The following is a 22,728-nucleotide window of genomic DNA, read 5'->3' as shown; positions in this document are numbered from 1 at the left end:
TCCTTCAGATTGTGATGGGTGAAATGCTGGTTGGTGCTGTGGTTTGCGGCTAACCCCAGCTAAAGCATGTCGTCCACATCAACGTCGGCGGCCATTGGTGCAGAAGAAGCCACCTGCATCAGGAATTCCTTGTTATTCCGGGTCTTCTTCAGCTGCTTAATCAACAGGTCAATAGCAGCCTGCGACTCCAGCGCGGAGAGGATGCGGCGCAGCTTGTGCATAATGCGAGCCTCCTCCGTGCTGAGCAGTAGCTCATCCTTACGAGTACCCGACGGGTTGACATCCACTGCCGGGAACACGCGGCGCTCGGAGATTTTACGGTCGAGCTTCAGCTCGGCGTTACCGGTGCCCTTGAACTCCTCGAAGATAACAGTGTCGCCTGCGGAACCGGTCTCCACCATCGCGGTGGCGATGATGGTGAGGCTGCCGCCTTCTTCGATGTTTCGGGCAGCACCCAAGAAGCGCTTCGGCGGGTACAGAGCGTTGGAGTCCACACCACCGGAGAGGATTCGTCCCGATGCCGGCGAAGAGTTGTTGTACGCACGGCCAAGGCGGGTAATGGAGTCCAGCAGTACGACGACGTCCTGCCCCTGTTCCACCAGACGCTTTGCACGCTCAATAGCCAACTCGGCCACTGCCGTGTGATCTGACGGCGGGCGGTCGAAGGTAGAAGCAATAACCTCGCCACGGACACTGCGCTGCATGTCGGTGACTTCCTCCGGGCGCTCGTCGACAAGCACGACCATCATGTAGCACTCGGGGTTGTTCGTCGCGATAGCGTTCGCAATGTTCTGCAGGATCGTGGTCTTACCGGCCTTCGGCGGCGAAACGATGAGCGCACGCTGACCCTTACCAATCGGCATAATCAGGTCGATGACGCGAGTGGTGAGAATCTTCTGCTCGGTCTCCAGGCGCAGGCGACGGTTCGGGTACAGCGGGGTGAGCTTAGCGAAGTTCGGCCGCTGCTTTGCCTGCTCCGGATCGATGCCGTTTACAGTTTCGACCTTGACCAGCGGGTTGTACTTGCGGCGATTACGGCCGTTGCCATGAGTGACCTGGCCCGAGCCATTCTCACGCGGCATGCGGACCTGACCAGTGACGGCGTCGCCCTTGCGCAGACCGTATTTACGAACCATTTGCGCGGACACCAGCACATCGTTAGAGCCCGGCAGGTATCCGGACGTGCGCACGAATGCGGTCTTGTTATCTAGCACATCGACGATGCCAGCCACCGGCTGGAGAACGTCATCCTCGCGGATCTCGTCCTGACCGCCGTGTCCCCCACCGTTGTTATCGCGTCCGCGACGGTCGCGGCGATTGCGACGGTTGCGGCGGTTACGGTTGCCACGACCGTCATCGTCATGGTTATTGCGGTCGTTATTGCGATTGTTGTTGCGACCGCGGCGGTTGTTGCGGTTGCCGCGGCCTTCATCGTCGTTGTCTCGATCGTGGTTGTTGCGATCGTTGCGGTTATTACGGTCGTTGCGATCACCGCGGTCATTACGATCATTACGATCGTTGCGATTGTCGTTGCGATCACCGCGGTCGTTGCCGTTATCGGAATCGTCGCGGCTATCGTTGCTGCGATCGTCCTGATTCTCCTGCTCGCGCTGACGAGCACGGTTACGACGATTTCGACGCTGCTGAGAACGGGACATCTCCTCGCGACCATCCGCGTTGGCGTCGTCTCGCTTGTCGTTGCCCTTGTCGCTCTTGTCGGCGCTCTTACTGGAACCCTTATCCGCGCTTTCCGACGGCGATTCCTTGGCATCCTTCGCCTTGGAGCCGGTATCCGCAGCCCCAGCCGCAGCCTTCTTCGCGCGAGATTTCCGAGCTGGAGCGGAACCAGCAGCCGGGGCACCATTCTTAATGGCCTCAATCAGCTCATGCTTGCGCATGGCGGAGATGCCGCGAATGCCCTTGCTGGAAGCGATTTCACGCAGTTCTGCCATTCGGAGGGCCGCAAGATTCTCTGGGCCGCCTGCCGTGGCAGTGGTGTCCGTATCGGTCACGGATGTCCTTTCATCGACCTTCCCTGCAGTCACTCTCTACAGGGGGCTATGTCATTGACACTTTTTCGCTCTTACTGCCCGCCACCGCGTGTGCTCCGTCGTCGAACCTTTACCACGTGCGGAAAAGTAGCCGCAGCTGACGGGAAACTATCGAAAAAGCCAGGCAAAAGACCTCGACGTTGAAACTAAACCGAGGCATCTTGCCTACATTATTTCCGCATCTCAAACCCGAGCGTCCGGGCTGAAGATGGTTAGGAAATTTTAGGTCCACAGCACCGCAAGACTATGTAGTCGCACTACTGATTTATGTGTTTTCAATGTCACGTTGCGCCATCGCGTTGTGTGAACAACTGCGAAGGTCAACGGCATGCGGAGTACATGAAGAAGTACGTATCTAGCCGCGTATTGAAAACGACCTATTGCCCAAGGATAGTCACCAAATAGTCAGGTAGCAACACTAGTTCTCACCTGCGTTTCGCTAGGTCGCGGGGCTGTGAGTCGGTACTGTAGAGCTCATGCGCAGTACGATGCCTCATATTCCTCTCAATATCGCTCAGATTGTGGAATACGGTCGCACCATTCACGGTCGGACTCCGGTGACCTCCTGGAACAGTGACGGCCCCGAGACCACCACTTTTGCCGCCATCGCCGCACGCGCTAGTGCGCTGGCACATGCACTTCGCGATGAGCTCGGCATCGACGGGGATCAGCGCATCGCTACCCTGATGTACAACTGCGCCGAACACTTCGAGGTCTTCCTCGGCGTCGCCTCCATGGGCGCGGTATTCCAGCCGCTGAACAAGCAGCTCATGCCGGATCAGATTGTGCACATTATCAATCACGCCGATGACCAGGTCATCATCGCGGACCCGACCGAGATCGAACTACTCGCCGAGGTTCTTCCGCACTGCCCGCGCGTCCGCGCTGTCATCATTATCGGTATCGGTGATCTGTCTGACGTGGCTGAGCAACTGCCGGATGGTATCCCGTGGTACTCCTACGAATCGCTCATCGACGGACGCCCCAGCCGCTTCGACTGGCCTGAGCTCGATGAAAACTCCGGTGCAGCCATGTGCTATTCGACGGGCACCGAGGGCGCACCTAAAGGTGTCGTCTACAGCCACCGTTCGCTGTACTTGCACAGCCTGAATATGCGCACCACTGACTCCTTTGCCATCTCGCATGGAAACCCGTGGCTTTGCTGTGTGCCCATTTATCACGTCCTGTCCTGGGGCGTGCCGCTGGCCTCCTTCATGTGCGGGGCGTCGCTAATCTTCCCCGGCGCGGACCTGTCCGCACCGCGTCTGGCAGAAATCATCGAAACCTCAATGCCGCGCGTAGCTCAGGGCGTGCCGACGCTGTGGATTAACCTCATGGCACACTACCTCAGCAATCCTCCGAAGCGCATGAGTCTGCAGGAGATTTTCTCGGGCGGTTCTCCTGTCCCACCTGCATTGATTCGGCTATGGGAAGAGCGCTACGGTGTCGATGTCATCCACTTCTGGGGCATGACCGAGACTTCGCCTATCGGTACCGTGGCACGACCTCCGTACGGCGCCTCCGGTGAGGCCCGCGAACGCTACCGTGTCAGCCAAGGACGTTTCCCGGACATCATGCAGTTCCGCATTGTTGATGACAACGACCGCGTGCTCGACCTGCATGACCGCAACCAGGGTGAGCTGCAGGTGCGCGGCAACACGGTCACCGGAGGCTACTACAGCTCTCCGGAGGCTCAAGATGGAGGCACCGCGCACTTCTTCCGCGGTGCGGAGGTCGACGAGGCTAGCGAACAGTTCACCGAGGACGGGTGGCTCCGCACTGGCGATGTCGGCTCGATTACTCACGACGGCTACCTGACTATTCATGACCGTGCTCGCGATGTCATTCGTTCCGGTGGCGAGTGGATCTACTCCGCTCAGCTGGAAAACTTCGTAATGGAAAGCCCACAGGTACTCGAGTGCGCGATTATCGGCATGCCAGATAAAAAGTGGGGTGAGCGCCCACTGGCCATTACGGTGCTGATGCCGGAAGTTGAACAGAGCAAGGAGACCGCTGAAATGCTCCGCGATGAACTGCGGCCAAAGCTGCCAAAGTGGATGCTGCCGGAGTACTGGGCCTTCGTGGACTCAATCGATAAGACCTCAGTGGGCAAGTTCGACAAGAAAGACCTGCGCTCGCACTTGAGCGCAGGTCAGTACAGCATCGTGAAACTGAAGGGGCCGGGCGAAAAGTAGGTAGCAGGCTAAGCCACTGGCCCGGCACCTGGCCGCAGCTGCGGCTTAGCCGTCGACCACGACCTTAACCGGCTCACCGATTCCCAGCTCCATGACCTTGATGCCAGCCTCGCGGGCATCGTCCAAGATCTTCTCATCTACTGCAGTAGTTCCCAGAACCATACAGGTCGGACCAGCACCCGAGAGGAATGCCGCGTAGCCACGGTTGCGCAGGCGGTTGACCCACTCTGCGGTCACCGGCAGCACGTCGGAGCGGTACGGCTGGTGCAGGCGATCTCGCGTTCCCTCCCACAGCAGTTCCGGGTGGGACTGCAGCGCTGCGGTCATAACCGCAGTACGAGAGACATTGAAACGAGCGTCGACATGCGAAACATCGCTCGGCAGCACCTGACGAACTGCATTCGTGGAGGCGTGGAATGCCGGTACGAGTGCGGTCGCCTGAATGGACTCATGCACCGGAATGCTCACTGCTCGGTACTGGGGCGCGGTGCGACCATCGACAGGCTTGTCGGTCCAGCTGACCACTGCCCCGCCGAGGACGGATGCACCAGCGTTATCCGGGTGGCCTTCGAATACCGAGGATTCTTGGATTACCTGGTCGTCGGTAAGCGGGAAGCCCGCCAGACCGTTAGCGGCAGCGACACCAGCAACGGCGGCGGCTGCGGAAGAGCCTAGACCGCGCGACTGCGGAATGGTGTTGTGGCAAATAACCTTCAGCCCCGGTGCCTCGACACCTGCGGCGCGAAGGCCCGCGCGAATCGCGCGCAAAACCAGATTAGATTCGTTGCGCGGCAGGTCGACTTCGCCCTCGCCGTGAATTTCAACGACGACACCGGACTCGATGACCTCGACCTCGACGATGTCGTAGAGCGCAACTGCCAACCCCAGGGTGTCGAAGCCCGGGCCCAAGTTCGCTGACGAACCTGCAACCGTGACGGTGACCTTCTGACCCGGGAAAAGCTCCTGTGCCATTTAGATATCCATTCCTTCGATACGAATGACGTTGTTGACGGCCAAAACCGCGTCGTTGGCGCGCAATTCGTCGACCGTTGCTTCCAAATCCTTCTCCAGTGCCTTGTGGGTCACGATGACCAGGCGAGCGCCGTTGGCGCCCTCTTCCTGGCGGACGGTGCGCAGGGAGATGTTGTGATCAGAGAAGGTACGAGCGACATCGGCAAGCACTCCGACACGATCGTCGACGTGCAGGTCGATGTGGTAGCGGGTGCGAACGTCACCGAAGTCGAGAATCGGCAGGTTAGCGTAGGTGGAATCTCCCGGTGCGCGACCACCGTGGACAATGTTGCGAGCAGCTGCAACGAGGTCACCGAGCACTGCGGAGGCGGTCGGATTACCACCAGCGCCGTTGCCGTAGAACATCAGGCGACCAGCGGCCTCGGCCTCAATGAAGACAGCGTTGAAAGACTCACGCACAGTTGCCAGCGGGTGACGACGTGGAATCAGCGCTGGGTACACGCGGGCGGAAATGGACTCCTTGCCATTTTCGTCCGTAACCCGCTCACAGGTAGCCAGCAGCTTAATGGTGCAGTCTGCGCTCTTGGCGGCTGCGATGTCGTCAGCGGTGATCTCGGTAATACCCTCGCAGTGAACATCATCAGCAGTCACGCGGGTGTGGAATGCCAGGCTGGCCAGAATAGCTGCCTTGGAAGCGGCATCGTGGCCCTCGACGTCTGCAGTCGGGTCGGCCTCGGCGTAACCCAGGCGGGTGGCCTCTGCCAGCATCTCGTCGTAGTCCGCACCAGTGGAGTCCATCGCATCAAGGATGAAGTTGGTAGTGCCGTTGACAATACCCATGACCTTATTGACAGTGTCACCGGCCAGCGAACGGCGCAGCGGCCCGACGACCGGGATAGCTGCAGCCACAGCTGCCTCGAAGAAAAGGTCGACACCCGAGGAATCGGCAGCCTCAGAGAGCTCCTCGCCGTGAGCGGCGACGAGTGCCTTGTTGGCGGTCACGACCGACTTGCCGGCACGCAGTGCCTCCAGCACAACGCGACGTGGGTAATCAATGCCGCCGATGACCTCGACTACCAGGTCAACGTCATCGCGCTGAACCAGCGAAAAAGCATCGTCGGTAAGAAGATCCTGATCCACATTCGGACGCGGCTTGGTCTTGTCGCTCACAGCAATACCAACGACCTCGACCGGTCCACCGATGCGGCGCTCGAAGTCCTCAGCCTTCTCGTTGAGCAGGCGGTAAACCTCAGTACCGACTGTGCCAAGACCTAAAATAGCGACACCAACTTTGTGGCCCTCGCCCTTTCCAGGATTATTCGTTGCGGCAGTCATCGTGGCGTTTCACACTCCAGGCTTAGTAAGTCTTGTACGGTTTCTCGTCTTAATATTTGGGTCACTTGACCATCGCATACCGACACTACTGGTGGTCGCGTCAGCATGTTGTAGCGGCTGGCCATTGCGTAACAGTATGCCCCAGTAGCAGCGAGCGCGAACAGATCACCCTCGACAATGTCGTTCGGGTAGTTCGCATCGTTAATCAGAATGTCTCCCGATTCACAGTGCTTTCCGACGACGCGGGTGGGAATCCTGGAACCGGACACCTCGCGATTAACAACGCGACCATCATAGTTCGAGCCGTAAAGCGCCGGACGAATATTGTCACTCATGCCGCCATCGACCGATACGTAACGACGGGTCATGCCATCATCGATGGTCACATCCTTCAAAGTGCCCACTTCGTACATCGTGACCATGGACGGGCCAACGATGGCACGACCTGGTTCAACAGCCACTGCCGGAGTCGCAATGCCGATATGCTGCGCAAGCTTGTCCACAGCAGTGAGGATCTCGTCGGCAAGCCGAGCAACGTCGAGGGGCTGCTCGCCTGCGGTGTAGGCGATTCCGAAACCGCCACCGAGGTCGAGGGTGTTGAAGTGTTCCGAGATTTCAGTGCCGTGACGTTCGACCAGCTTTTCCACCAGTGAGAACACGCGCTCGGCGGCGAGAATGAAACCGTCGGAATCGACAATCTGGGAGCCGATGTGGCAGTGCAGACCAACCAGGCGCAGATTGTCGTCCTCTTCTACGAGGTTGGCAGCTTCCAGCGCCGAACCGGACGCGAGGGAAAAGCCGAACTTTTGATCTTCATGCGCAGTAGCAATGAACTCGTGGGTGTGCGCTTCCACACCGGGCTTCACGCGAACGAGCACGTCCTGCACCACGCCTGCTTCAGCCGCTACCTCGGACAGGCGACGTAGCTCCGAACGGGAGTCAAGCACAATCTTGCCCACGCCGGCGGAGATAGCATCACGCAGCTCAGCGGTGGACTTGTTGTTGCCGTGGAAGGTCATGTCCTTGGCTGGGAATCCCGCAGCCAGAGCGATAGCCATCTCGTTGCCCGAGGCGACATCGAGATGCAGCCCCTCCTCCATTACCCAGCGGGCGATGGTCTTCGACAGGAAAGCCTTGGATGCGTAGTGGACATTCTCCGCGCCGCGGAAGGCCTTGGCCATCGAGCGGCAGCGGGAGCGGAAGTCCTGCTCATCGACGACAAAAACCGGAGTGCCAAATTCCTTGGCAATGTCGACCAGGCTCACGCCGCCAATTTCCACCGAGCCGGGGTTATCTTCGTCATCGCCCCGACGACGGGCGGTAGTTGGCCAGACATGCGCTGGTAGTTCATTAAATTGGGTGGAATCGGGTCGAGTGTAGCCACCCAGTTCGAAACCATTGCCGTCGATAGGCACGAAACAGCTCTCTTTCTCCGTTACCCGGGCGGAGCAACGGGGTGTAGTTTTACGGGCGCGTTCGACTACATGCGCTCAGGTGCGGTAACACCGAGCAGCTGCAGAGCATTGGCCAGCGTCTGGCGGGTAGCCTCAGCCAGGCCGAGACGAGCACGGTGTAGCTCGGATACCTCTTCGTCTGCCTTTGGCAGAATCTGGCAGGTGTCGTAGAAGCGGTGGAAGACACCGGCGAGCTGCTCAGAGTAACGGGCAATGCGGTGTGGTTCCCGCAGGTCAGCAGCAGACTTGATGATGGCCGGGAACTCACCGATAGTGCGGATGAGCTCACCTTCACGGTCCTCTACCAGCAGGGAGAAGTCAGCGCCTTCGCTGGTCACACCGGCCTCTTCGGCACGGCGGCCGATTGAGCACAAACGAGCGTGGCCGTACTGGACGTAGTAGACCGGGTTGTCGCTGGACTGCGAAGCCCACAGCCCCNGGTCGATATCCAGGCTGGAGTCCACAGAGGAACGGATTAGCGAGTAGCGAGCAGCATCGACGCCGATTGCCTCAACCAGGTCGTCCAAGGTGACCACTGTGCCCGCACGCTTCGACATCCGGACAGCCTTGCCGTCGCGAAGCAAGTTGACCATCTGACCGATGAGCACCTCGACGCCATCGGCGTTGTAGCCGAGCGCTGCAGCGGCCGCGCGCAGACGCGCGATGTAGCCGTGGTGATCGGCACCCAGCATGTAGATGCACAGGTTGTGGCCGCGGTCGAACTTGTTCTTAACGTATGCGATGTCACCTGCGATGTAGGCTGCGTCGCCGTCGGACTTGATGACCACGCGGTCCTTGTCGTCACCGTAATCGGTGGACTTCAGCCACCATGCGCCGTCAGCTTCGTAGAGCTTGCCGTTTTCCTTCAGGGAATTGACAGCTGCTTCTACCTGACCGGACTCGAACAGCGAGTTTTCGTGGAAGTAAACGTCGAAATCGGTGCCGAACTCGTGCAGAGACTTCTTGATGTGCTCGAACATCATGTCCACGCCGATGGCGCGGAAGTGCTCCTGGACCTCTTCCTCAGAGCCCTCGAGTGCCTGCGGGTTCTTCTCCAGCACAGCAGCGGCGATGTCCTGGATGTACTCTCCGCCGTAGCCATCTTCCGGAGTCGGCTCGTTGCGAGCGGCTGCAACCAAGGAGTCGGAGAAGCGGTCAATCTGGCGACCGTGGTCATTGAAGTAGTACTCGCGAGTGACCTTGGCACCGGTGGCGGACAGGACACGACCGAGAGCGTCACCGACTGCTGCCCAGCGAGTACCGCCCAGGTGGATCGGCCCGGTCGGATTCGCGGAGACGAACTCCAGGTTCACGTCGAGGTTGGAGTTGAAGTCGGCATGACCCCACTTCTCCCCCGCTGCCAGGACGTCCTCGACGATCTTGCCCTGGGCATCGGAGGCCAGGCGGATGTTAATAAAGCCCGGGCCTGCGATGGTTGCTTCATCGATGCCCTCAGAAGCGCCGAGCGCTGTGGCAATTTCAGTTGCCAAGTCACGCGGCACCATGCCGACGCGCTTGCCCAGCTGCATGGCGATATTGGTTGCATAGTCGCCGTGCTCAGGGTTACGCGGACGCTCGACGGTCGGGTTTTCCGGCACGATAGAGACATCGGCATCGTGGGCAGTCAAAACCTCGACGGTGACTTTTCGGACTAGTACAGCAAGATCAGCAGGATTCACGATTGCCTATCCTATTAGGTCAATCGCAGTCGTGGAAACATCAGCCACCAAAAGATTGATTTGAGGGGTATCTGCAGGCCACCGCGTCCGGCTGTCCTACACCGCTTTCACGGTCCAGCCGAATTCAGGTTGAGAACAGATTTAATCCGGGGCTAGGCGTAGCATTCAGGTAGGAAATTATTGCCTTACCCCTCAACCCTTTTTGGAGCGACCGTGAAAGTAGCACTTTTCGCGACCTGCATCGGGGACATGATGTTTCCAGATGCAGTGAGTGCGACCGCCAGAGTTCTCACGCGCCTAGGATGCGATGTGGTCTTTCCACCACAACAAACCTGCTGCGGCCAAATGCACGTCAACACCGGGTACCAAAAGGAAGTCCTTCCTCAGCTGGACACCTACGCTGATGCTTTTGCAGATTCCTCGATTGACTACGTTGTCGCCCCGTCCGGTTCCTGCGCCGGCGCCGTTCGCCACCAGCATCCGATGATCGCGGGCCGCTACGGTACCCGTGCCCAAGTCCACGCGGCACAGGCCTGCGCGAACAAGACGCTGGATCTCTCCGAGTTCATCACCGATGTCGCTGGCGTGACTGACGTCGGTGCTTACTTCCCCCACTCAGTGACCTACCACTCCACCTGCCACAGCTTGCGGGTACTCAAGGTGGGCGACCGTCCGTGGCGGCTGCTCAGCGCAGTCGATGGAATCGATCTGCGCGAGCTGCCTGGCGCGGCGGAGTGCTGCGGTTTTGGCGGCACCTTCTCGGTGAAGAATGCGGAGACCTCCGCTGCAATGGTTGCCGACAAGACAGCCAATATTCGCGCTACGGAAGCGGAGTTCGTCACCGCTGGCGATGCTTCCTGCTTGCTCAATATCGGTGGCGCGTTGCGTCGCCAGGACTCTGGCGTGCACGCCATCCATATGGCCGAGATTCTGGCCTCCACCAAGGAGACCCCGTTTGATGTGCACAACCGCCAAGAGGCTTCCCTGCGAGGTGAACAGTAATGGTCGCAATTAACGTCGGCATGCCAGCCCTTCCTCCCCGCGCGCCGCACAACGTCGGGCATCTGCGCGGTACGCGCGGGTTCACGGCCGCAGCGCACGAGGAGCTCAAGAACACTCGCATGCGCGAAAATGTCGGTCATGCCACGCGTTCGATTCGTCAGAAGCGCGCGCATGTCGTAGCCGAGAAGAATGACTGGGAGCAGCTGCGGCTCGCGGGCAGCCACATCAAGCGCGATGTTATGGCGCGTCTGCCGGAACTGCTGGAGCAGTTTGAAGAGTCAGTTACGAATGCCGGCGGTCACGTCCACTGGGCGCGCGATGCCGCCGAGGCAAACCACATCATCACGGACTTGGTGAAAGAGACCGGCGAAGAAAAGGTCGTCAAGATTAAGTCGATGGCCACGCAGGAAATCGGCTTGAACGAAGCACTTGCCGACGCCGGCATCACCGCCCGCGAAACCGACCTGGCGGAACTCATCGTTCAGCTTGCCGACGACATGCCGAGCCACATCCTGGTTCCTGCTATCCACCGCAATCGCGAAGACATCCGCGAGATCTTCCTCAATGGAATCCCCGGAGTCGACCCGGACCTGAAAGCCAATCCGGCCGATCTGGCCGAGGCATCCCGTAAGTTCCTGCGCGAGCAGTTTATGGAGGCCAAGGTTGCGATTTCCGGCGCCAACTTCGGTGTAGCCGAAACCGGCACGGTAGCCGTCGTCGAATCTGAGGGCAACGGCCGTATGTGTCTCACACTGCCGGAAACACTGATTTCGGTGATGGGTATTGAGAAGCTGCTTCCCACCTTCCAGGATCTGGAAGTCTTCTTGCAGCTACTGCCACGGTCGTCGACAGGCGAGCGTATGAATCCCTACACCTCTCTGTGGACGGGAACGACCGACGGCGACGGCCCGAAGAATTTCCACATTGTGTTGCTGGACAATGGGCGCTCGGCCACTCTTGCAGATCCGATTGGGCGTGAAGCGCTGAAGTGCATTCGCTGCTCGGCATGCCTGAATATCTGCCCTGTTTATGAGCACGTGGGCGGGCACGCTTACGGTTCGGTCTACCCGGGCCCGATTGGTGCGATTTTGTCCCCGCAGCTCACTGGCATGGATTCCTACGATGATCCGAATGCTTCGCTGCCCTATGCGTCTTCGCTGTGCGGGGCTTGCTTTGAGGTCTGCCCGGTGCGAATTGACATCCCTGCGGCACTGCTGGAGCTGCGCCACCGTAAGGTCACGGAACACCGCCCGCCGGTGGAGGGCAAGCTGTTTGCCACGCTCGGGGTCATCATGGGCAATCAGAAGCTCTGGAATATGAGCGCAAAGATGGCCTCCCTCGCCCGCGTACTCGGTTTGAAGGACGGCGAGATTCACGCCCTGCCGCTCTTCCTCAGCGGGTGGTCGGATGCGCGTGATACCCCGGTTCCGCCGAAGAAGCCGTTCCGCTCACTGTGGGGTTCGAAGGATTTCTCGGCGCAGCTGACCCGCGAATCGGCCAATCAGGTTCCGACGAAGATTAATGGGCTATCGGGTTCTGATCAATCTGACTCGTCCGACACATCCGGCAAGTCTGACGCGACCAACAAGGAGGCCTAGCTATGTCCCACTCCTCAGCATCCGCGAACATTGCCAAGAGCGAAATCCTCGAGCGTATCCGTAATGCTCAGAAAATCGCCTTCGAAGGCCGTGACTTGGCCTCTGACGTGGGCATCATCCCTGGCGAGCCCGGCGCGCATTTCGACATCCCCCGCGACTACGAGCGCTCCTCCGACCTGACGGCCAAAGAGATCATTTCGCTTGCCGACGAGCGCATCGCCGATTACAAAGCCGACGTGCGCCGCTGTGGCAGCTCGGCAACCGACATCAATGAGGCTGTGAAGAAGGCAATTGCTGATGTCGGGGCCTCGTTGATTGGTATTCCCGAAGGTCTGGACCGCGAGTGGGTTGCGGGGTTGGAGTCTGGTGGAGGTAAGGCCACCACCGAGATTCGCGTCGACACCGGTTTCACCGCCGAAGAGCTGGACGAGCTCGACGCGATTGTCACCAGCTCTGCTGTCACCTGCGCCGAGACCGGCACCATTTTCCTGGACGGTTCGGCCACTTCTGGCCGCCGCGCGCTGACCTTGGTGCCGGATATTCACATCTGCGTTGTGCCCGCTTCCACGGTCGTCTACGGCATTCCGGAGGCATTTTCCCGTCTACGCGAGAGTGATCCCACTGCTCCAATCACTATGATTTCGGGGCCTTCTGCGACCTCGGACATCGAGCTTGCCCGAGTCGAAGGTGTCCACGGGCCGCGCACGCTGATTGTGATTATTGCTGAGTAGAGACAGTCGGGTCGGTTCTTGGCTAGCATTTTGATTGACACGCCAACATTTTGTTGTGGATGATGAATTTAGCTAGCCAAAGGAGCCTGTCATGAGCGCAATCATTCAAAAGTTCTCAGTAGCCGACAACCCACAGCTCCCCGGCATGGATCCCTTCCTGTTCGCGGTCCACCATTACGACCTATACCCGCAGGCCAAGGGCACAACCATGACACCAGATGCCTCGCTGCTCGGCCGTAATATCGGCATGGACTTTTCCGGCAAGGACGGCTGGTCCATGTACCACGGCACAACCGTCCCCGGCTTCCCCTCCCACCCACACCGCGGCTTTGAAACTATCTCGATTGTCGAGGAAGGTTACGTCGACCACACCGACTCCGAAGGTGCACAGGCTCGTTACGGCGACGGCGACACTCAGTGGCTGACCACCGGCGCAGGCACTGCGCATGCTGAAATGTTCCCGCTTCTGCATAACGACGGCCCCAATCCTCACCACATGTTTCAGATTTGGCTGAACCTGCCGCCCGAAGGCAAGGAGGCAAAGCCGCACTTCCAGATGTTCTGGACAGAAGACACTCCGCACGTCACCGGCACTGATGACAATGGCCACGGCTACGACGTAAAGGTCATCGCGGGCGCATTCGGCGATACTCAGCCGCTTGCTCCACCACCGGAATCCTGGGCCGCTGCACCAGATTCCGATGTAGCCGTGTGGGTGCTGCGCCTGCAACCGGGCGCACAGCTAACGTTGCCACCAACCAATTATGCCGAGACAATTCGGACTCTCTACTCTCTACGCGGCAGGCTCACTATCGAGGGCGAAACGCTGGTGCAAGAGGGCGCAGTGCTGCGCTCAACCGAGGCACTGGACATTTCTGCAGGTGACGAGGGGGCCTTCGCGCTCATCCTCCAAGGCCGACCAATTGGCGCTCCCGTGTATCAGCATGGCCCGTTTGTCGCGAATAGCCGCGAAGAGCTCGTTGAGGCATTCGATGCCTACCAGCGTGGCGAGTTCGGCGCATGGCGGTTTGATTCCAACGATCCGGTTGCACCCTTTGAAGAGGGGCGCTTTGCCCGCTATCCGGACGGTACGGTTCGTCGCCCGGTCAATTAACCGGGATCCCCCGACGGGCTGCACATGTGAAACTGTGTGAGTTTATGACACTTTCAGGCCATTTTTTGGGTCATTTTTGTCATAAACGCAGTCAGTAACTCGGATTGGCCCGCTTCCGCCAGGTACACCCGAAACAAAAATCCCTCAAGCAACCAGGCGAATCTAATCGAACCTAACCGCTTAAGGGATAAGACGTGCCCCCGAGAGGAGTCGAACCTCCGACCTTCGGTACCGGAAACCGGCGCTCTATCCACTGAGCTACGGGGGCGTGTGGCACAAGCACAACAAGTGCAACGAGAAAAGATGTTACCACTTGGCTGGGGCGATTAGCGAAATGCCCCGCACCCCAGCCAAATCCGCACTATGCGGCCTCAGAAACCTGGTCTTCCTCAATAGGACACACCACAGGAACGCCTCCATCATTAAGCACGCGGGCTCGAATTCCATAGACGCGGGCCAAAAGATCCGGTGTGAGAACGTCAGCAGGACTCCCCTGGGCAACCACGTGGCCGTCGTGAAGCATGACAAGCTCATCGCAGTAGCGGGCTGCGAGATTGAGATCGTGGATTGCGACGAGCGCCAAGGAGCTCCGTGAGGCGACCTCCGCGCGGACGAGCTGTAGGAGTTCCACCTGGTGGCGCAGGTCGAGGGCGGAGGTGGGTTCGTCGAGAAGCATGACCTCGGGATCACGGACAAACATCTGCGCGACGGCGACGAGCTGACGCTGACCGCCGGAGAGCTCGCCGACGAAGCGGTCGGCAAGGTGCTCAATACCAACCTTCCGGAGAACCGCCGCAGTGTGCTCAATCTCGGAGCCGCGCACGCGCAGACGCCCGGCGCGCCGGCCAGAGACCAACACCGATTCAAATGCGGTCAGCGAGGCACTTGCTGGCAGATCCTGGGGCACGTAGCCCACCACATCGCGCAGTTCGGAGCCGACAACCCGCTCAGTGTCACGGGTCAGCACAATCTCCCCGGACATGGGCTTTCGAATCCCCGCCAGGGTGGTCATCAGTGTGGACTTACCCGCAGCGTTTGGCCCGAGCAAACCCGTCACCGTACCCGGCTTCAGCGTGCGCATCGACGCCCCGCGCAGCACCTTCCGCTTGCCATAGCCTGCAGCTACTTCGTTGACATCGAGAAATACGCCCATTAGTTCCACACCGTCCTCTTACGCAGGAAAACCAAACCGACAAAGAATGGGACACCGACGATTGCGGTAATGATGCCAATCGGCACTGCCACACCCGGCACCACCGTGATGGATACCGCATGAGCTGCCGCAAGCAGCGCCGCGCCTGCCGCCATCGATGCCGGGGCAAAGAAGCGCTGTTCTTCACCGACCAGCATGCGCGCAATGTGTGGACCGACCAGTCCGATGAAGCCGATGATGCCGGCGAAGGCCACTGCGGTTGCTGCCAGCAGCGAGGCTACAATCAGCGTCGCAATGCGCAGCCTATCCACATTGATGCCCACGGCTTTTGCTCGGGCATCGCCAAGCCGCAACACCGTCAGCGCCCACGCATAGCGGATAGTGAACGGAATAGCGATTAGCAGCGCCGCCGCAATGATACCGTTGGCCACCCAGTTCGCGCGCTGTAGCGAGCCCATCGTCCAGAACACAATCTGCTGGAGCGCCTCGGTAGTCGCGCGGTATTGCAACAGCGCCAACAGCGCTTGGAATAGAAACACCAGACCAATGCCGAGCAGAATCATCGATTCCTTACCCGAGCCGCGCCATACCGACGCCGCCGCCACAATCGCCACAGCGACGACGGATGATACCCAGGCCACGGCCGCCAGGTTGAACTGCGCATGCGGAATAATCACCCAGCCCAGCACAATCGATGCCGCCCCACCGAACGCCGCTGCAGCCGAGATACCGAGCGTAAACGGCTCCGCCAGAGGGTTATCGAGGATTGTCTGCATCTGTGCACCGGCAAGCGACAGCGCTGCACCAATCAGCACTGCCATCACCGATGCAGGCAGACGCAGCTTCCACAGCACCGTACGAGTGGTTTCGTCCACATCATTCGGGCTCACGATGCCACGGACGACGTCCCCCACGCTCAGTGCCATCGGCCCCACAATCGTCGCCACCACAAACGCGCACACGGCCAGCCCCACCAGCACCGCAATGATGGCGATTTTCCGTGCCGAGCGTCGTCGGTACTGTCGCGCAGAGTCGTAGGTCGTGCTTGACGACGGACACTCGTGCTGTTCGGTGGCGGGCTGCGACTCTTGACCTCCACTGCCGTTGGTGGAGGTGGACTCGCGGGGTTCGTCGTCAAGCCCTGACGCGGGAGCGTGCAGATTGGTGTAAGTCATCGGATTCCTTCTTCGATGGTGGAAGATGGGTTACTTGGTCGGCTCCAGCGCGGTGAAGAAGGTGCCGCTGAGTTCGAAGGGCAGGTAGTCCTTGTGGAACTTGGCGAAGTCAGCGACCGGGTCGAGGTCAGCGAACTCCTCTGGGTGAATCCACTTGGCGAATTGCTCGAGCGCGAAGACGTTGTACGGCGAGTCGTAGAACTGGTGGAAGGCGGCGTACAGATCACCCTTCTTCGGCGCGGTCAGGGTGTCAAAACCCGGAGTCTTCAGCAGGCCTTCCAGAGTGCGCTGTGCGGTCTCTGGGGTGGCGGTGTAGCCGAGTTCGACGTGTGGCAGCACTTCCGGCTTCTTCGGATCGAGCGCCCAAGAACCACCGGTGGCGATGATCTTCTCCGGCTGGACGGACAGGACCTTCTCTGCGGTCACGTCGCCCGATTCGGTGTCGAGGAGGCTGTCTCCGAGGTTCTCACCGCCGGCTGCTGTGACAAGGTCACCGAGGTTGGACTTGTTGACGGTCGAGCAGCAATCCTTGAGACCGGCTGCTCGCCAGACGAAGGTCTTTGGCTTGTCTTCGAGCTTGGCGGCACGTTCGGTGATCTCGTTGACGCGCTTTGTGTAGAAGTCGGTGAACTTCTTGGCATTGTCCTGCTCATCGACGATCTGGCCGAGGAGCTCGACGGACTTGGCGGTATTCTCCAGGGGCTTTTGCCGGAAGTCGGTGAATACGTACTTCAGACCTGCCTGATCGAGCTTGGTGAGGAAACCGGACTGCTCCGCGGCCTTCTTGTGGTCAAGGGTCATGACGACCACGTCTGGGTCGTGGGAGATGAGGTTTTCAACTGTGACATCGCCCTTGGCGATATTGCCGATGGTCGGCATGTCTTTCAGCTCGGGGTTCGTCTCGAAAAGCTTGGTTTCAAACGACGGCGCGCCCGAATGCAAATCGCTGCCCATGGCGACAACGTGGTCACCCGGGTTTTCGTGGTCAAGCATCGCGGTGACAAACATGGCGCGGCCTTCACCGAGCACGACTCGTTCTGGCTGCTTGTCGAAGGTCACAGTGCGACCTGCGACATCAGTGACAGTGAGTTCTCCTTTGTTGTCGGCAGCCTCGTTCGACTCTGCGTCCGCACCGCATGCTGTAGCGACGAAGCTCAGCGCTGCACACCCGATTGCGGCCAGAGTTTTGGTCTTTGGCGCGGTTTTAGCCTTGGCGAAAATATTGACTCTCATGCGTTTCAGTTTCTGCCTTGTTTATTTCTGCGTAGTTTTTGGTACTTAGGGTGCACAAAGAGAAGTGAGCACTCACCCCTTTGCTTTAGGCACGCCTTACTTTACAACTTGAAACGTAGAGAAAAAAGCGCCCTGCTAGTGATTGTTTTACTAGCAGGACTTGGAAGTCTTATTTCCTTTCGAGAACCGACTGGAAGCACCTCAGCATCACTTCGCGGTCTTCATCAGCAAGTGGTGAAATAACTTCCTGGCGAACAGTGTCTACATAATCCGGCGCCGCCTCGGCAAACACGTGCCGACCAACGCCTGTTAAGACGACGACATAATCCGAATCCGGGTCTTCGCCGTGGTCTTCGGTGTGAATAAATCCGCGCTTTTCCAACCTGTTGGTATGTAGCAGCGCGCGGGGATGGTTCCACTTCAGTCGATCACAAATCTTGTCAACATGCAGAATCCCCTCCTCTACCTCATGCAGAGCGATGAGCAGGGTAAAGTCCGCGAACGTCAGCCCGGTTCGAGTGCGTAGGCTCCGCTCGATATTGCGCTCTACCTCGCGAAAAGCAGCTACCATCGACTGCCAAAAGAGCTGTTCATCATCACTCAGCCATTCAAATGAGTTCATACTGCTCTAGGCTAATGGTGAGAGCCTCGTAGCGGAGACAAATGAGAAAACACTCACAAAAACTTTTGGCTACTCTGCTTGTCCGTCGACTGAATCGGTGACCGTAGCATTGGCGGTCTCTGCAATCTTATCGAGCACAGCGGAAATCCCCTGATAGTCGATATTTTCACCGAGCACATCAAACAAAACATGGCGCACAAGCTTCACATGGTTCGGCGCCGCTTTCTCAATCACAGTTCGACCGTGTTCAGTAAGCGTGACATCGATACCACGGTTATCGCAGGCGCAGCGTTCCTTAGTTACTAGCCCGCGTCGCTCCATACGAGTAATTTGGTGTGACATTCGGCTGCGGTCCCACTCCAGGGATTCACACAGGGTGCGCATGCGCACTACATTGTCTTCAGCCTCGGAGAGAACAACCAGAACCGAAAAATCTGCAGTGGAAATATCGAGAGAATCTTGCAGCTGAAGGTCGATTGACCTGTCAACGGCCCGTTTAGCGTTCAGAATTGAGCGCCATAACCGCTGCTCTTCATCACTTAACCACGGAACATCTTGCATATGTACAGAGCCTACTATCTTGAAACCAAATCCTGAATTTTCATAAACTCCGCTCCTGTCACACGATCAAAGCGGGCTTCATCGCACGTCAGGACTAATACCTGCATATCGCGCCCCGCTTTGGCAAGAGCATTATTCATCCGCCGCAAACGGTGTTCGTCTGAATAACCTAATGCATCATCAATAATCACCGGAGCGCCTTGCCCGCCCTCCATGACACCGGCAACGGCCAAGCGCAGCAGAATGTCCAGCTGCTCCTGCGCTCCACCAGATAGCTCATCGACATCGAACTTGCCATCGGCATTGGACCGTGACTCAATCTGCAAGTCCTCATTCATCGTGAACTGAGTTCCCGCACCGAACACACCGCCACCGTACTCTTCGAGCTTGCGCAGCAAGGGGTCAGCCAGCGCATTCCGCGATGCCGCACGTGCCTGTGTCATTACCTCCATAAGAGTCTTGGCGGCGGCTGCACGGCGACGCATCGAGTCCCGATCTCGCTGTGTTCGCTCCACTACCCCCTCAGCAGCTGCCAGCTTCTCATTCGCGCTGTCGAAGTAGTCCAAGTGCACCCGAATCTCTTGCCGGCGCTTTTCCAGCTCAGCCAGGCGATTCTCAACTGCATCCCGTCGCTGCTTAGCGCCCGCGAGCGATGCTTCCACGTCGTCGGCATCCCGCTGCGCCAGCTCTTTCAGAGCCGCAGCCAGTTGCTCTTCTGCCGCCTCATAGTCCTTGCCTCGGTTTTCCACCGCAGCAAAGATCTCGGCGTCCGAGGCTTTTTCTCGCGTCGCCGTGAGCGAATCTTCGCGGACCTTCAGAACGGACCGAGCCCCTTCAAGCTCGCTGCTGGCCTTCGTATAGTTGGCGTATGCAGGACGCTTCTCCAGCTTCGACAAGCGCATATCAGCACTGTCGCGCTCCGACTCGGCATCCCTACGCCCCACTGCAGCTTCTTCCAGCCGGGACTTTGCCGATACCAAGTCAATCTCCGTCGGCGCTTCCTCGCCCGCAAGTTCCCGATACCGCTCGCCGTGTACTCGTGCTTCTTCCTTCGCATCGTCCAACTCTGCTGTGAGCTGGTGATACTCCACGCCGTCGGACACCGCAGTTATGGATGTCTCCACCTGGAATTTTGCTTTTTCCGCTTCACGACGTCGTGTGTGTGCCTCTTGTGCTTCCGCGACGGAATCAGCGCCTGCCGCCTCAAGCTGTTCCTTGAGCGATATCTCTGCTTTTTCTAGCTTGCGCTGCTGCGAATCTGAGCCGTCTCCGGGCTGGATAGCAACCGTGACGTCGCCAACTTCGATGGCCAACGGCTTAGTAACCGCACGTTGAACTGTCTCAGCCTCCGGAGCTAGCCCCACTTTCTCGCCGTCGACTGTGACCTCCTGCGCACTACTAGCCGAGAGCTGCACACTCGGGCTCGACGCCTCCAGCACAGCGGTGGCTGTTGCAACTTCGCGTTCGCAGGTCAACAGTTTTTCCATTACCTCCTCGGTAACGGAATTCCGAGCAATTACCTCCTTTTGCTCTGCCAATTGCGCGCGGAGCGCATCGAGCTTCTCCACTCGCTTCGACAAGGCTTCAACCAAGCCGCGCTTCTCCCCCAATGCGACTTCAGCTGCAGCCAGCTCTTCTGCTTTTCGAGCTTCGCGGTACGCGGTCACAACCGCATCGCGATCCTCCTGCGCCTTCTTTAAAGCTGCGACCTCCTTATCGAACGCTTCCTTAAGTTCAGCAACTCTCTTCTCTGCGACGGAATGCTGGTCCTTGGCATCTTGTGCCTGCTGAATGAAGGTTTCCCGCTCTTGCTGCGCCTGTTTAGCTAAGTCCAGCTGCTGCTTCGCCGCTGCAGAGACCTCCTGTGCCTGGGACACGGCAACCCTGAACTTTTCGAGTTCTTCGAGTGCCTGCGCCCAATGCTCGACTTCGTTTTTGGCTTCTGGCAACGATGCCCGCTGCGTGTGTTGGCTTTCTTCATTACGAGCAGCTTCCTCATTGAGCGCTTCGAATTCCCGGACCTTTTTCGCCGCTTCGTCGCGCACCTGCTGGGCTTCCGCCAGCTCCTTGTCTACGTCGGTAAGCTGCTTGCGCTCTTTGCCATTTTTTTGGAAATAGTTGCCGTATTCAGCTTCAACGGCTTCAAACAGACCTACCTCTTCTGCGGTTTCGGCGCGCTGTCCCGATGCCGACTGCAATGCGCTCGTGACCTGCGCATACCCGCCCAAGGAGAGTGTCTTTTGTGCTTGCCCCTGTTCAGCAACGAAAACCTGCCACAGGTTCTTGGTGTCCGCATTGTGCATTCGTGCGGCCAGCCACTCTTCCGCCTGGTCATCTTTAAGAACCTCGGCTGTCGGAGAGTGGACGGTGACGATTGTGCCGGTGTCCTTGGTGCTACCAAAGATCTTGTCCAGCGTAAATTCGTAGCCGTCAAGCTCCAGCCGGAGCTTAACCTGCGGCTTTTCCTGGCTGGAGTGGCTGTTCAGACTAAGCGCTTCGCTTGACCTGGACTTCCATTTTGTCGTCAGCGCAACGTGAATAGCTTTGGCGATTGTCGTCTTACCCGACTCGTTTTCACCGGAAATCACTACCACGCCCCGCTCGGCTAGCCCTGTGATTGAGAGTGAATCAATCGCACGTACATTGTGTAATTCGATGTCGTGAAAACGCATGATTTATTCCTTCTCTCCGGCCAGGCGCGCCAGCAAGCGAAGCGCATCGGCTGCTGCGGTGGTTTCAGATTCTGATAGCGGGCTGCCGCTCTCGGTTCGCCCTTTGCTCAAGACCGTTAGTTTTTCTGCAGCTATGAGCGGATAACCGGTGAGATTGAGATTAGAGATATCCCCCTCGGACGGAACCACCGTCAAATCGGAACCACTTTCCCGGCGATAAAGTGCAGCGAAAAGCTGTTGATACTGCTCAAGTCGATTTTCAAAGGTAGTCGACTCCGACAGTGTCACGGTTCCTCGCAATGAATACTTCACCGCTGTGTCTGTCTTCGCCTCGATACCGTCCAGTTCAGCAAAGAACTCATCGAGGTCTTCCGCGCCAGTGATATCCATGTCAATGGCATGAAAAGCCCACTGCCCCACTCGGTGGGAGGCCACGGTAACTGAGCCCTTTTCGGGGCCGCTCTCTACAATGTCGACGACTAGCGCATTGCCGGAATCCCGTTCTTTGTCGTCATACGCTGTGGTTTCGTGTGCGCCGGAGAAATAAACTCTGCCAGCATGGTCGAGTTGGCTCGTGGAGTGGGAATCCCCCAGCGCCACATAGTGCAACGCCCCGCGCTCAATAGCTTGTTCCAAGCTGGTCAGATCAATGGTGGCTCCTGCATCAGCACCAAAGCCTTCTACTTGGCCGTGTGCGACCATCACTCGGATTCCATCGGCGGGCTCAAGCTCCGTGGCTATTTCCGCCACGATGTCGTCTGCCGAATACTTGCCGCGCACTGGCACGCCGATGAGTTCCACCCCGTCACGGATGGCAATGGGCGCGCTGTCGCGAATTACGTAAACTCCTCGGTCTTCCAAAGATTCGAAAGCACTACGTCGATAAATGGAAGAAGCATCAAGCGCATCATGGTTGCCGGGTAGGAGATACACCGGCACGGGTAGCTTGGCGATTCGCTCAAGAGCCCGCAAGAACACCTTGTCCGGCAATGTGTTGGAATCGAACACGTCTCCAGCGACGACAATGAACTCAGCGCCTTCGCTGGTCGCCAACTCGCCGATGCGATCGATGGCGTTGAGGCGACTTTCGTGGAACCTAGCTTGGGCTTCACCGCCGTCGAGCTCTAGGAACCACCGAGTCATTCCCAGTTGCCAATCTGAGGTGTGAATGAATTTCATGA

The 22,728-nt window shown here is 58.6% G+C and carries 17 protein-coding genes and 1 tRNA gene; 5 read left to right on the top strand and 13 right to left on the bottom strand.

The genetic code is table 11. From position 1 onward, the window contains the following. Nucleotides 1-59 precede the first annotated feature (59 nt). Nucleotides 60-2,012, bottom strand: coding sequence for a transcription termination factor Rho (gene rho / locus ADB02_RS06290; protein WP_049172046.1), 1,953 nt, complete (start codon nt 2,010-2,012; stop codon nt 60-62). 515 nt (nt 2,013-2,527) lie between these two features. Between rho and ADB02_RS06285 the strand changes: the two genes are divergently transcribed. Then, nucleotides 2,528-4,246: a long-chain fatty-acid--CoA ligase gene (locus ADB02_RS06285; RefSeq protein ID WP_049172045.1), complete on the top strand. Its 1,719-nt coding sequence runs from the start codon at nt 2,528-2,530 to the stop codon at nt 4,244-4,246. Between the two features lie 45 nt (nt 4,247-4,291). Here the strand turns inward: ADB02_RS06285 and thrB are convergent, their stop codons facing one another. The 4 genes from thrB to argS form a co-directional block, all read right to left on the bottom strand. Then, nucleotides 4,292-5,218 (bottom strand): homoserine kinase, encoded by a 927-nt coding sequence (gene thrB, locus ADB02_RS06280; RefSeq protein ID WP_049190091.1) that lies wholly within the window; start codon nt 5,216-5,218, stop codon nt 4,292-4,294. Next, nucleotides 5,219-6,553: a homoserine dehydrogenase gene (locus tag ADB02_RS06275; RefSeq protein WP_016422448.1), complete on the bottom strand. Its 1,335-nt coding sequence runs from the start codon at nt 6,551-6,553 to the stop codon at nt 5,219-5,221. Beyond that, the gene (gene lysA / locus ADB02_RS06270; RefSeq protein WP_049190090.1) at nt 6,550-7,968 is read right to left on the bottom strand and encodes a diaminopimelate decarboxylase; all 1,419 of its coding nucleotides are present in this window, start codon (nt 7,966-7,968) and stop codon (nt 6,550-6,552) included. The genes ADB02_RS06275 and lysA overlap by 4 nt, the downstream gene beginning before the upstream one ends. Before the next feature lie 65 nt (nt 7,969-8,033). Then, the gene (gene argS / locus ADB02_RS06265; RefSeq protein ID WP_049190088.1) at nt 8,034-9,686 is read right to left on the bottom strand and encodes an arginine--tRNA ligase; all 1,653 of its coding nucleotides are present in this window, start codon (nt 9,684-9,686) and stop codon (nt 8,034-8,036) included. 213 nt (nt 9,687-9,899) lie between these two features. Here argS and ADB02_RS06260 point away from each other — a divergent pair, with 213 nt between their 5' ends. The 4 genes from ADB02_RS06260 (at nt 9,900) to ADB02_RS06245 (ending at nt 14,131) form a co-directional block, all read left to right on the top strand. Continuing rightward, a complete protein-coding gene (locus tag ADB02_RS06260) occupies nt 9,900-10,688 on the top strand; it encodes a (Fe-S)-binding protein (protein ID WP_042388597.1) in 789 nt (262 codons plus the stop codon). After that, a complete protein-coding gene (locus ADB02_RS06255; protein WP_049190086.1) occupies nt 10,688-12,286 on the top strand; it encodes a LutB/LldF family L-lactate oxidation iron-sulfur protein in 1,599 nt (532 codons plus the stop codon). Before ADB02_RS06260 ends, ADB02_RS06255 begins: the two co-directional genes overlap by 1 nt. A 2-nt stretch (nt 12,287-12,288) precedes the next feature. Beyond that, the gene (locus ADB02_RS06250) at nt 12,289-13,017 is read left to right on the top strand and encodes a LutC/YkgG family protein (protein ID WP_076771929.1); all 729 of its coding nucleotides are present in this window, start codon (nt 12,289-12,291) and stop codon (nt 13,015-13,017) included. A 91-nt stretch (nt 13,018-13,108) separates the two neighbouring features. After that, nucleotides 13,109-14,131: a pirin family protein gene (locus tag ADB02_RS06245; protein ID WP_049190085.1), complete on the top strand. Its 1,023-nt coding sequence runs from the start codon at nt 13,109-13,111 to the stop codon at nt 14,129-14,131. A gap of 195 nt (nt 14,132-14,326) precedes the next feature. On the opposite strand, the gene ADB02_RS06240 is transcribed toward ADB02_RS06245, so the two are convergent. The 8 genes from ADB02_RS06240 to ADB02_RS06205 all read right to left on the bottom strand — a co-directional run bounded on the left by ADB02_RS06240 (nt 14,327) and on the right by ADB02_RS06205 (nt 22,726). Then, a tRNA-Arg gene (locus ADB02_RS06240) sits at nt 14,327-14,399 on the bottom strand. Nucleotides 14,400-14,492: 93 nt separating this feature from the next. Beyond that, nucleotides 14,493-15,284 carry an ABC transporter ATP-binding protein gene (locus ADB02_RS06235; protein ID WP_049190084.1) on the bottom strand — a complete coding sequence of 264 codons (792 nt, stop codon included), beginning with the start codon at nt 15,282-15,284 and terminating at the stop codon, nt 14,493-14,495. After that, the gene (locus ADB02_RS06230; protein WP_038628438.1) at nt 15,284-16,459 is read right to left on the bottom strand and encodes a FecCD family ABC transporter permease; all 1,176 of its coding nucleotides are present in this window, start codon (nt 16,457-16,459) and stop codon (nt 15,284-15,286) included. Before ADB02_RS06230 ends, ADB02_RS06235 begins: the two co-directional genes overlap by 1 nt. Before the next feature lie 30 nt (nt 16,460-16,489). Continuing rightward, nucleotides 16,490-17,692, bottom strand: coding sequence for an ABC transporter substrate-binding protein (locus tag ADB02_RS06225; protein ID WP_038628435.1), 1,203 nt, complete (start codon nt 17,690-17,692; stop codon nt 16,490-16,492). A gap of 169 nt (nt 17,693-17,861) precedes the next feature. After that, complete coding sequence (locus ADB02_RS06220) at nt 17,862-18,314, bottom strand: MarR family winged helix-turn-helix transcriptional regulator (RefSeq protein WP_038628433.1); 453 nt, start codon at nt 18,312-18,314, stop codon at nt 17,862-17,864. Between the two features lie 69 nt (nt 18,315-18,383). Next, entirely contained in the window at nt 18,384-18,875 is a 492-nt protein-coding gene (locus ADB02_RS06215; protein ID WP_038628431.1) for a MarR family winged helix-turn-helix transcriptional regulator, read from the bottom strand. A gap of 14 nt (nt 18,876-18,889) precedes the next feature. Next, complete coding sequence (locus ADB02_RS06210) at nt 18,890-21,547, bottom strand: ATP-binding protein (RefSeq protein ID WP_049190082.1); 2,658 nt, start codon at nt 21,545-21,547, stop codon at nt 18,890-18,892. A 3-nt stretch (nt 21,548-21,550) separates the two neighbouring features. Beyond that, nucleotides 21,551-22,726: a metallophosphoesterase family protein gene (locus ADB02_RS06205; RefSeq protein ID WP_049190081.1), complete on the bottom strand. Its 1,176-nt coding sequence runs from the start codon at nt 22,724-22,726 to the stop codon at nt 21,551-21,553. Between the last annotated feature and the right edge of the window lie 2 nt (nt 22,727-22,728).

The organism is Corynebacterium sp. 212_CJEI, from assembly GCF_001055915.1.
Classification (GTDB): domain Bacteria; phylum Actinomycetota; class Actinomycetes; order Mycobacteriales; family Mycobacteriaceae; genus Corynebacterium; species Corynebacterium jeikeium_D.
The sequence above is the reverse complement of the archived record's forward strand: the minus strand, read 5'-3'. Positions and strand labels throughout refer to the sequence as shown.

What these genes read in the sequence shown, in the direction of transcription:
- ADB02_RS06285 (WP_049172045.1), top strand. Translation starts at nt 2,528, where the DNA reads ATGCGCAGTACGATGCCTCATATTCCTCTCAATATCGCTCAGATTGTG.
- thrB (WP_049190091.1), bottom strand. Translation starts at nt 5,218, where the DNA reads ATGGCACAGGAGCTTTTCCCGGGTCAGAAGGTCACCGTCACGGTTGCA.
- ADB02_RS06275 (WP_016422448.1), bottom strand. Translation starts at nt 6,553, where the DNA reads ATGACTGCCGCAACGAATAATCCTGGAAAGGGCGAGGGCCACAAAGTT.
- ADB02_RS06255 (WP_049190086.1), top strand. Translation starts at nt 10,688, where the DNA reads ATGGTCGCAATTAACGTCGGCATGCCAGCCCTTCCTCCCCGCGCGCCG.
- ADB02_RS06250 (WP_076771929.1), top strand. Translation starts at nt 12,289, where the DNA reads ATGTCCCACTCCTCAGCATCCGCGAACATTGCCAAGAGCGAAATCCTC.
- ADB02_RS06245 (WP_049190085.1), top strand. Translation starts at nt 13,109, where the DNA reads ATGAGCGCAATCATTCAAAAGTTCTCAGTAGCCGACAACCCACAGCTC.
- ADB02_RS06235 (WP_049190084.1), bottom strand. Translation starts at nt 15,284, where the DNA reads ATGGGCGTATTTCTCGATGTCAACGAAGTAGCTGCAGGCTATGGCAAG.
- ADB02_RS06230 (WP_038628438.1), bottom strand. Translation starts at nt 16,459, where the DNA reads ATGACTTACACCAATCTGCACGCTCCCGCGTCAGGGCTTGACGACGAA.
- ADB02_RS06225 (WP_038628435.1), bottom strand. Translation starts at nt 17,692, where the DNA reads ATGAGAGTCAATATTTTCGCCAAGGCTAAAACCGCGCCAAAGACCAAA.
- ADB02_RS06220 (WP_038628433.1), bottom strand. Translation starts at nt 18,314, where the DNA reads ATGAACTCATTTGAATGGCTGAGTGATGATGAACAGCTCTTTTGGCAG.
- ADB02_RS06215 (WP_038628431.1), bottom strand. Translation starts at nt 18,875, where the DNA reads ATGCAAGATGTTCCGTGGTTAAGTGATGAAGAGCAGCGGTTATGGCGC.
- ADB02_RS06210 (WP_049190082.1), bottom strand. Translation starts at nt 21,547, where the DNA reads ATGCGTTTTCACGACATCGAATTACACAATGTACGTGCGATTGATTCA.
- ADB02_RS06205 (WP_049190081.1), bottom strand. Translation starts at nt 22,726, where the DNA reads ATGAAATTCATTCACACCTCAGATTGGCAACTGGGAATGACTCGGTGG.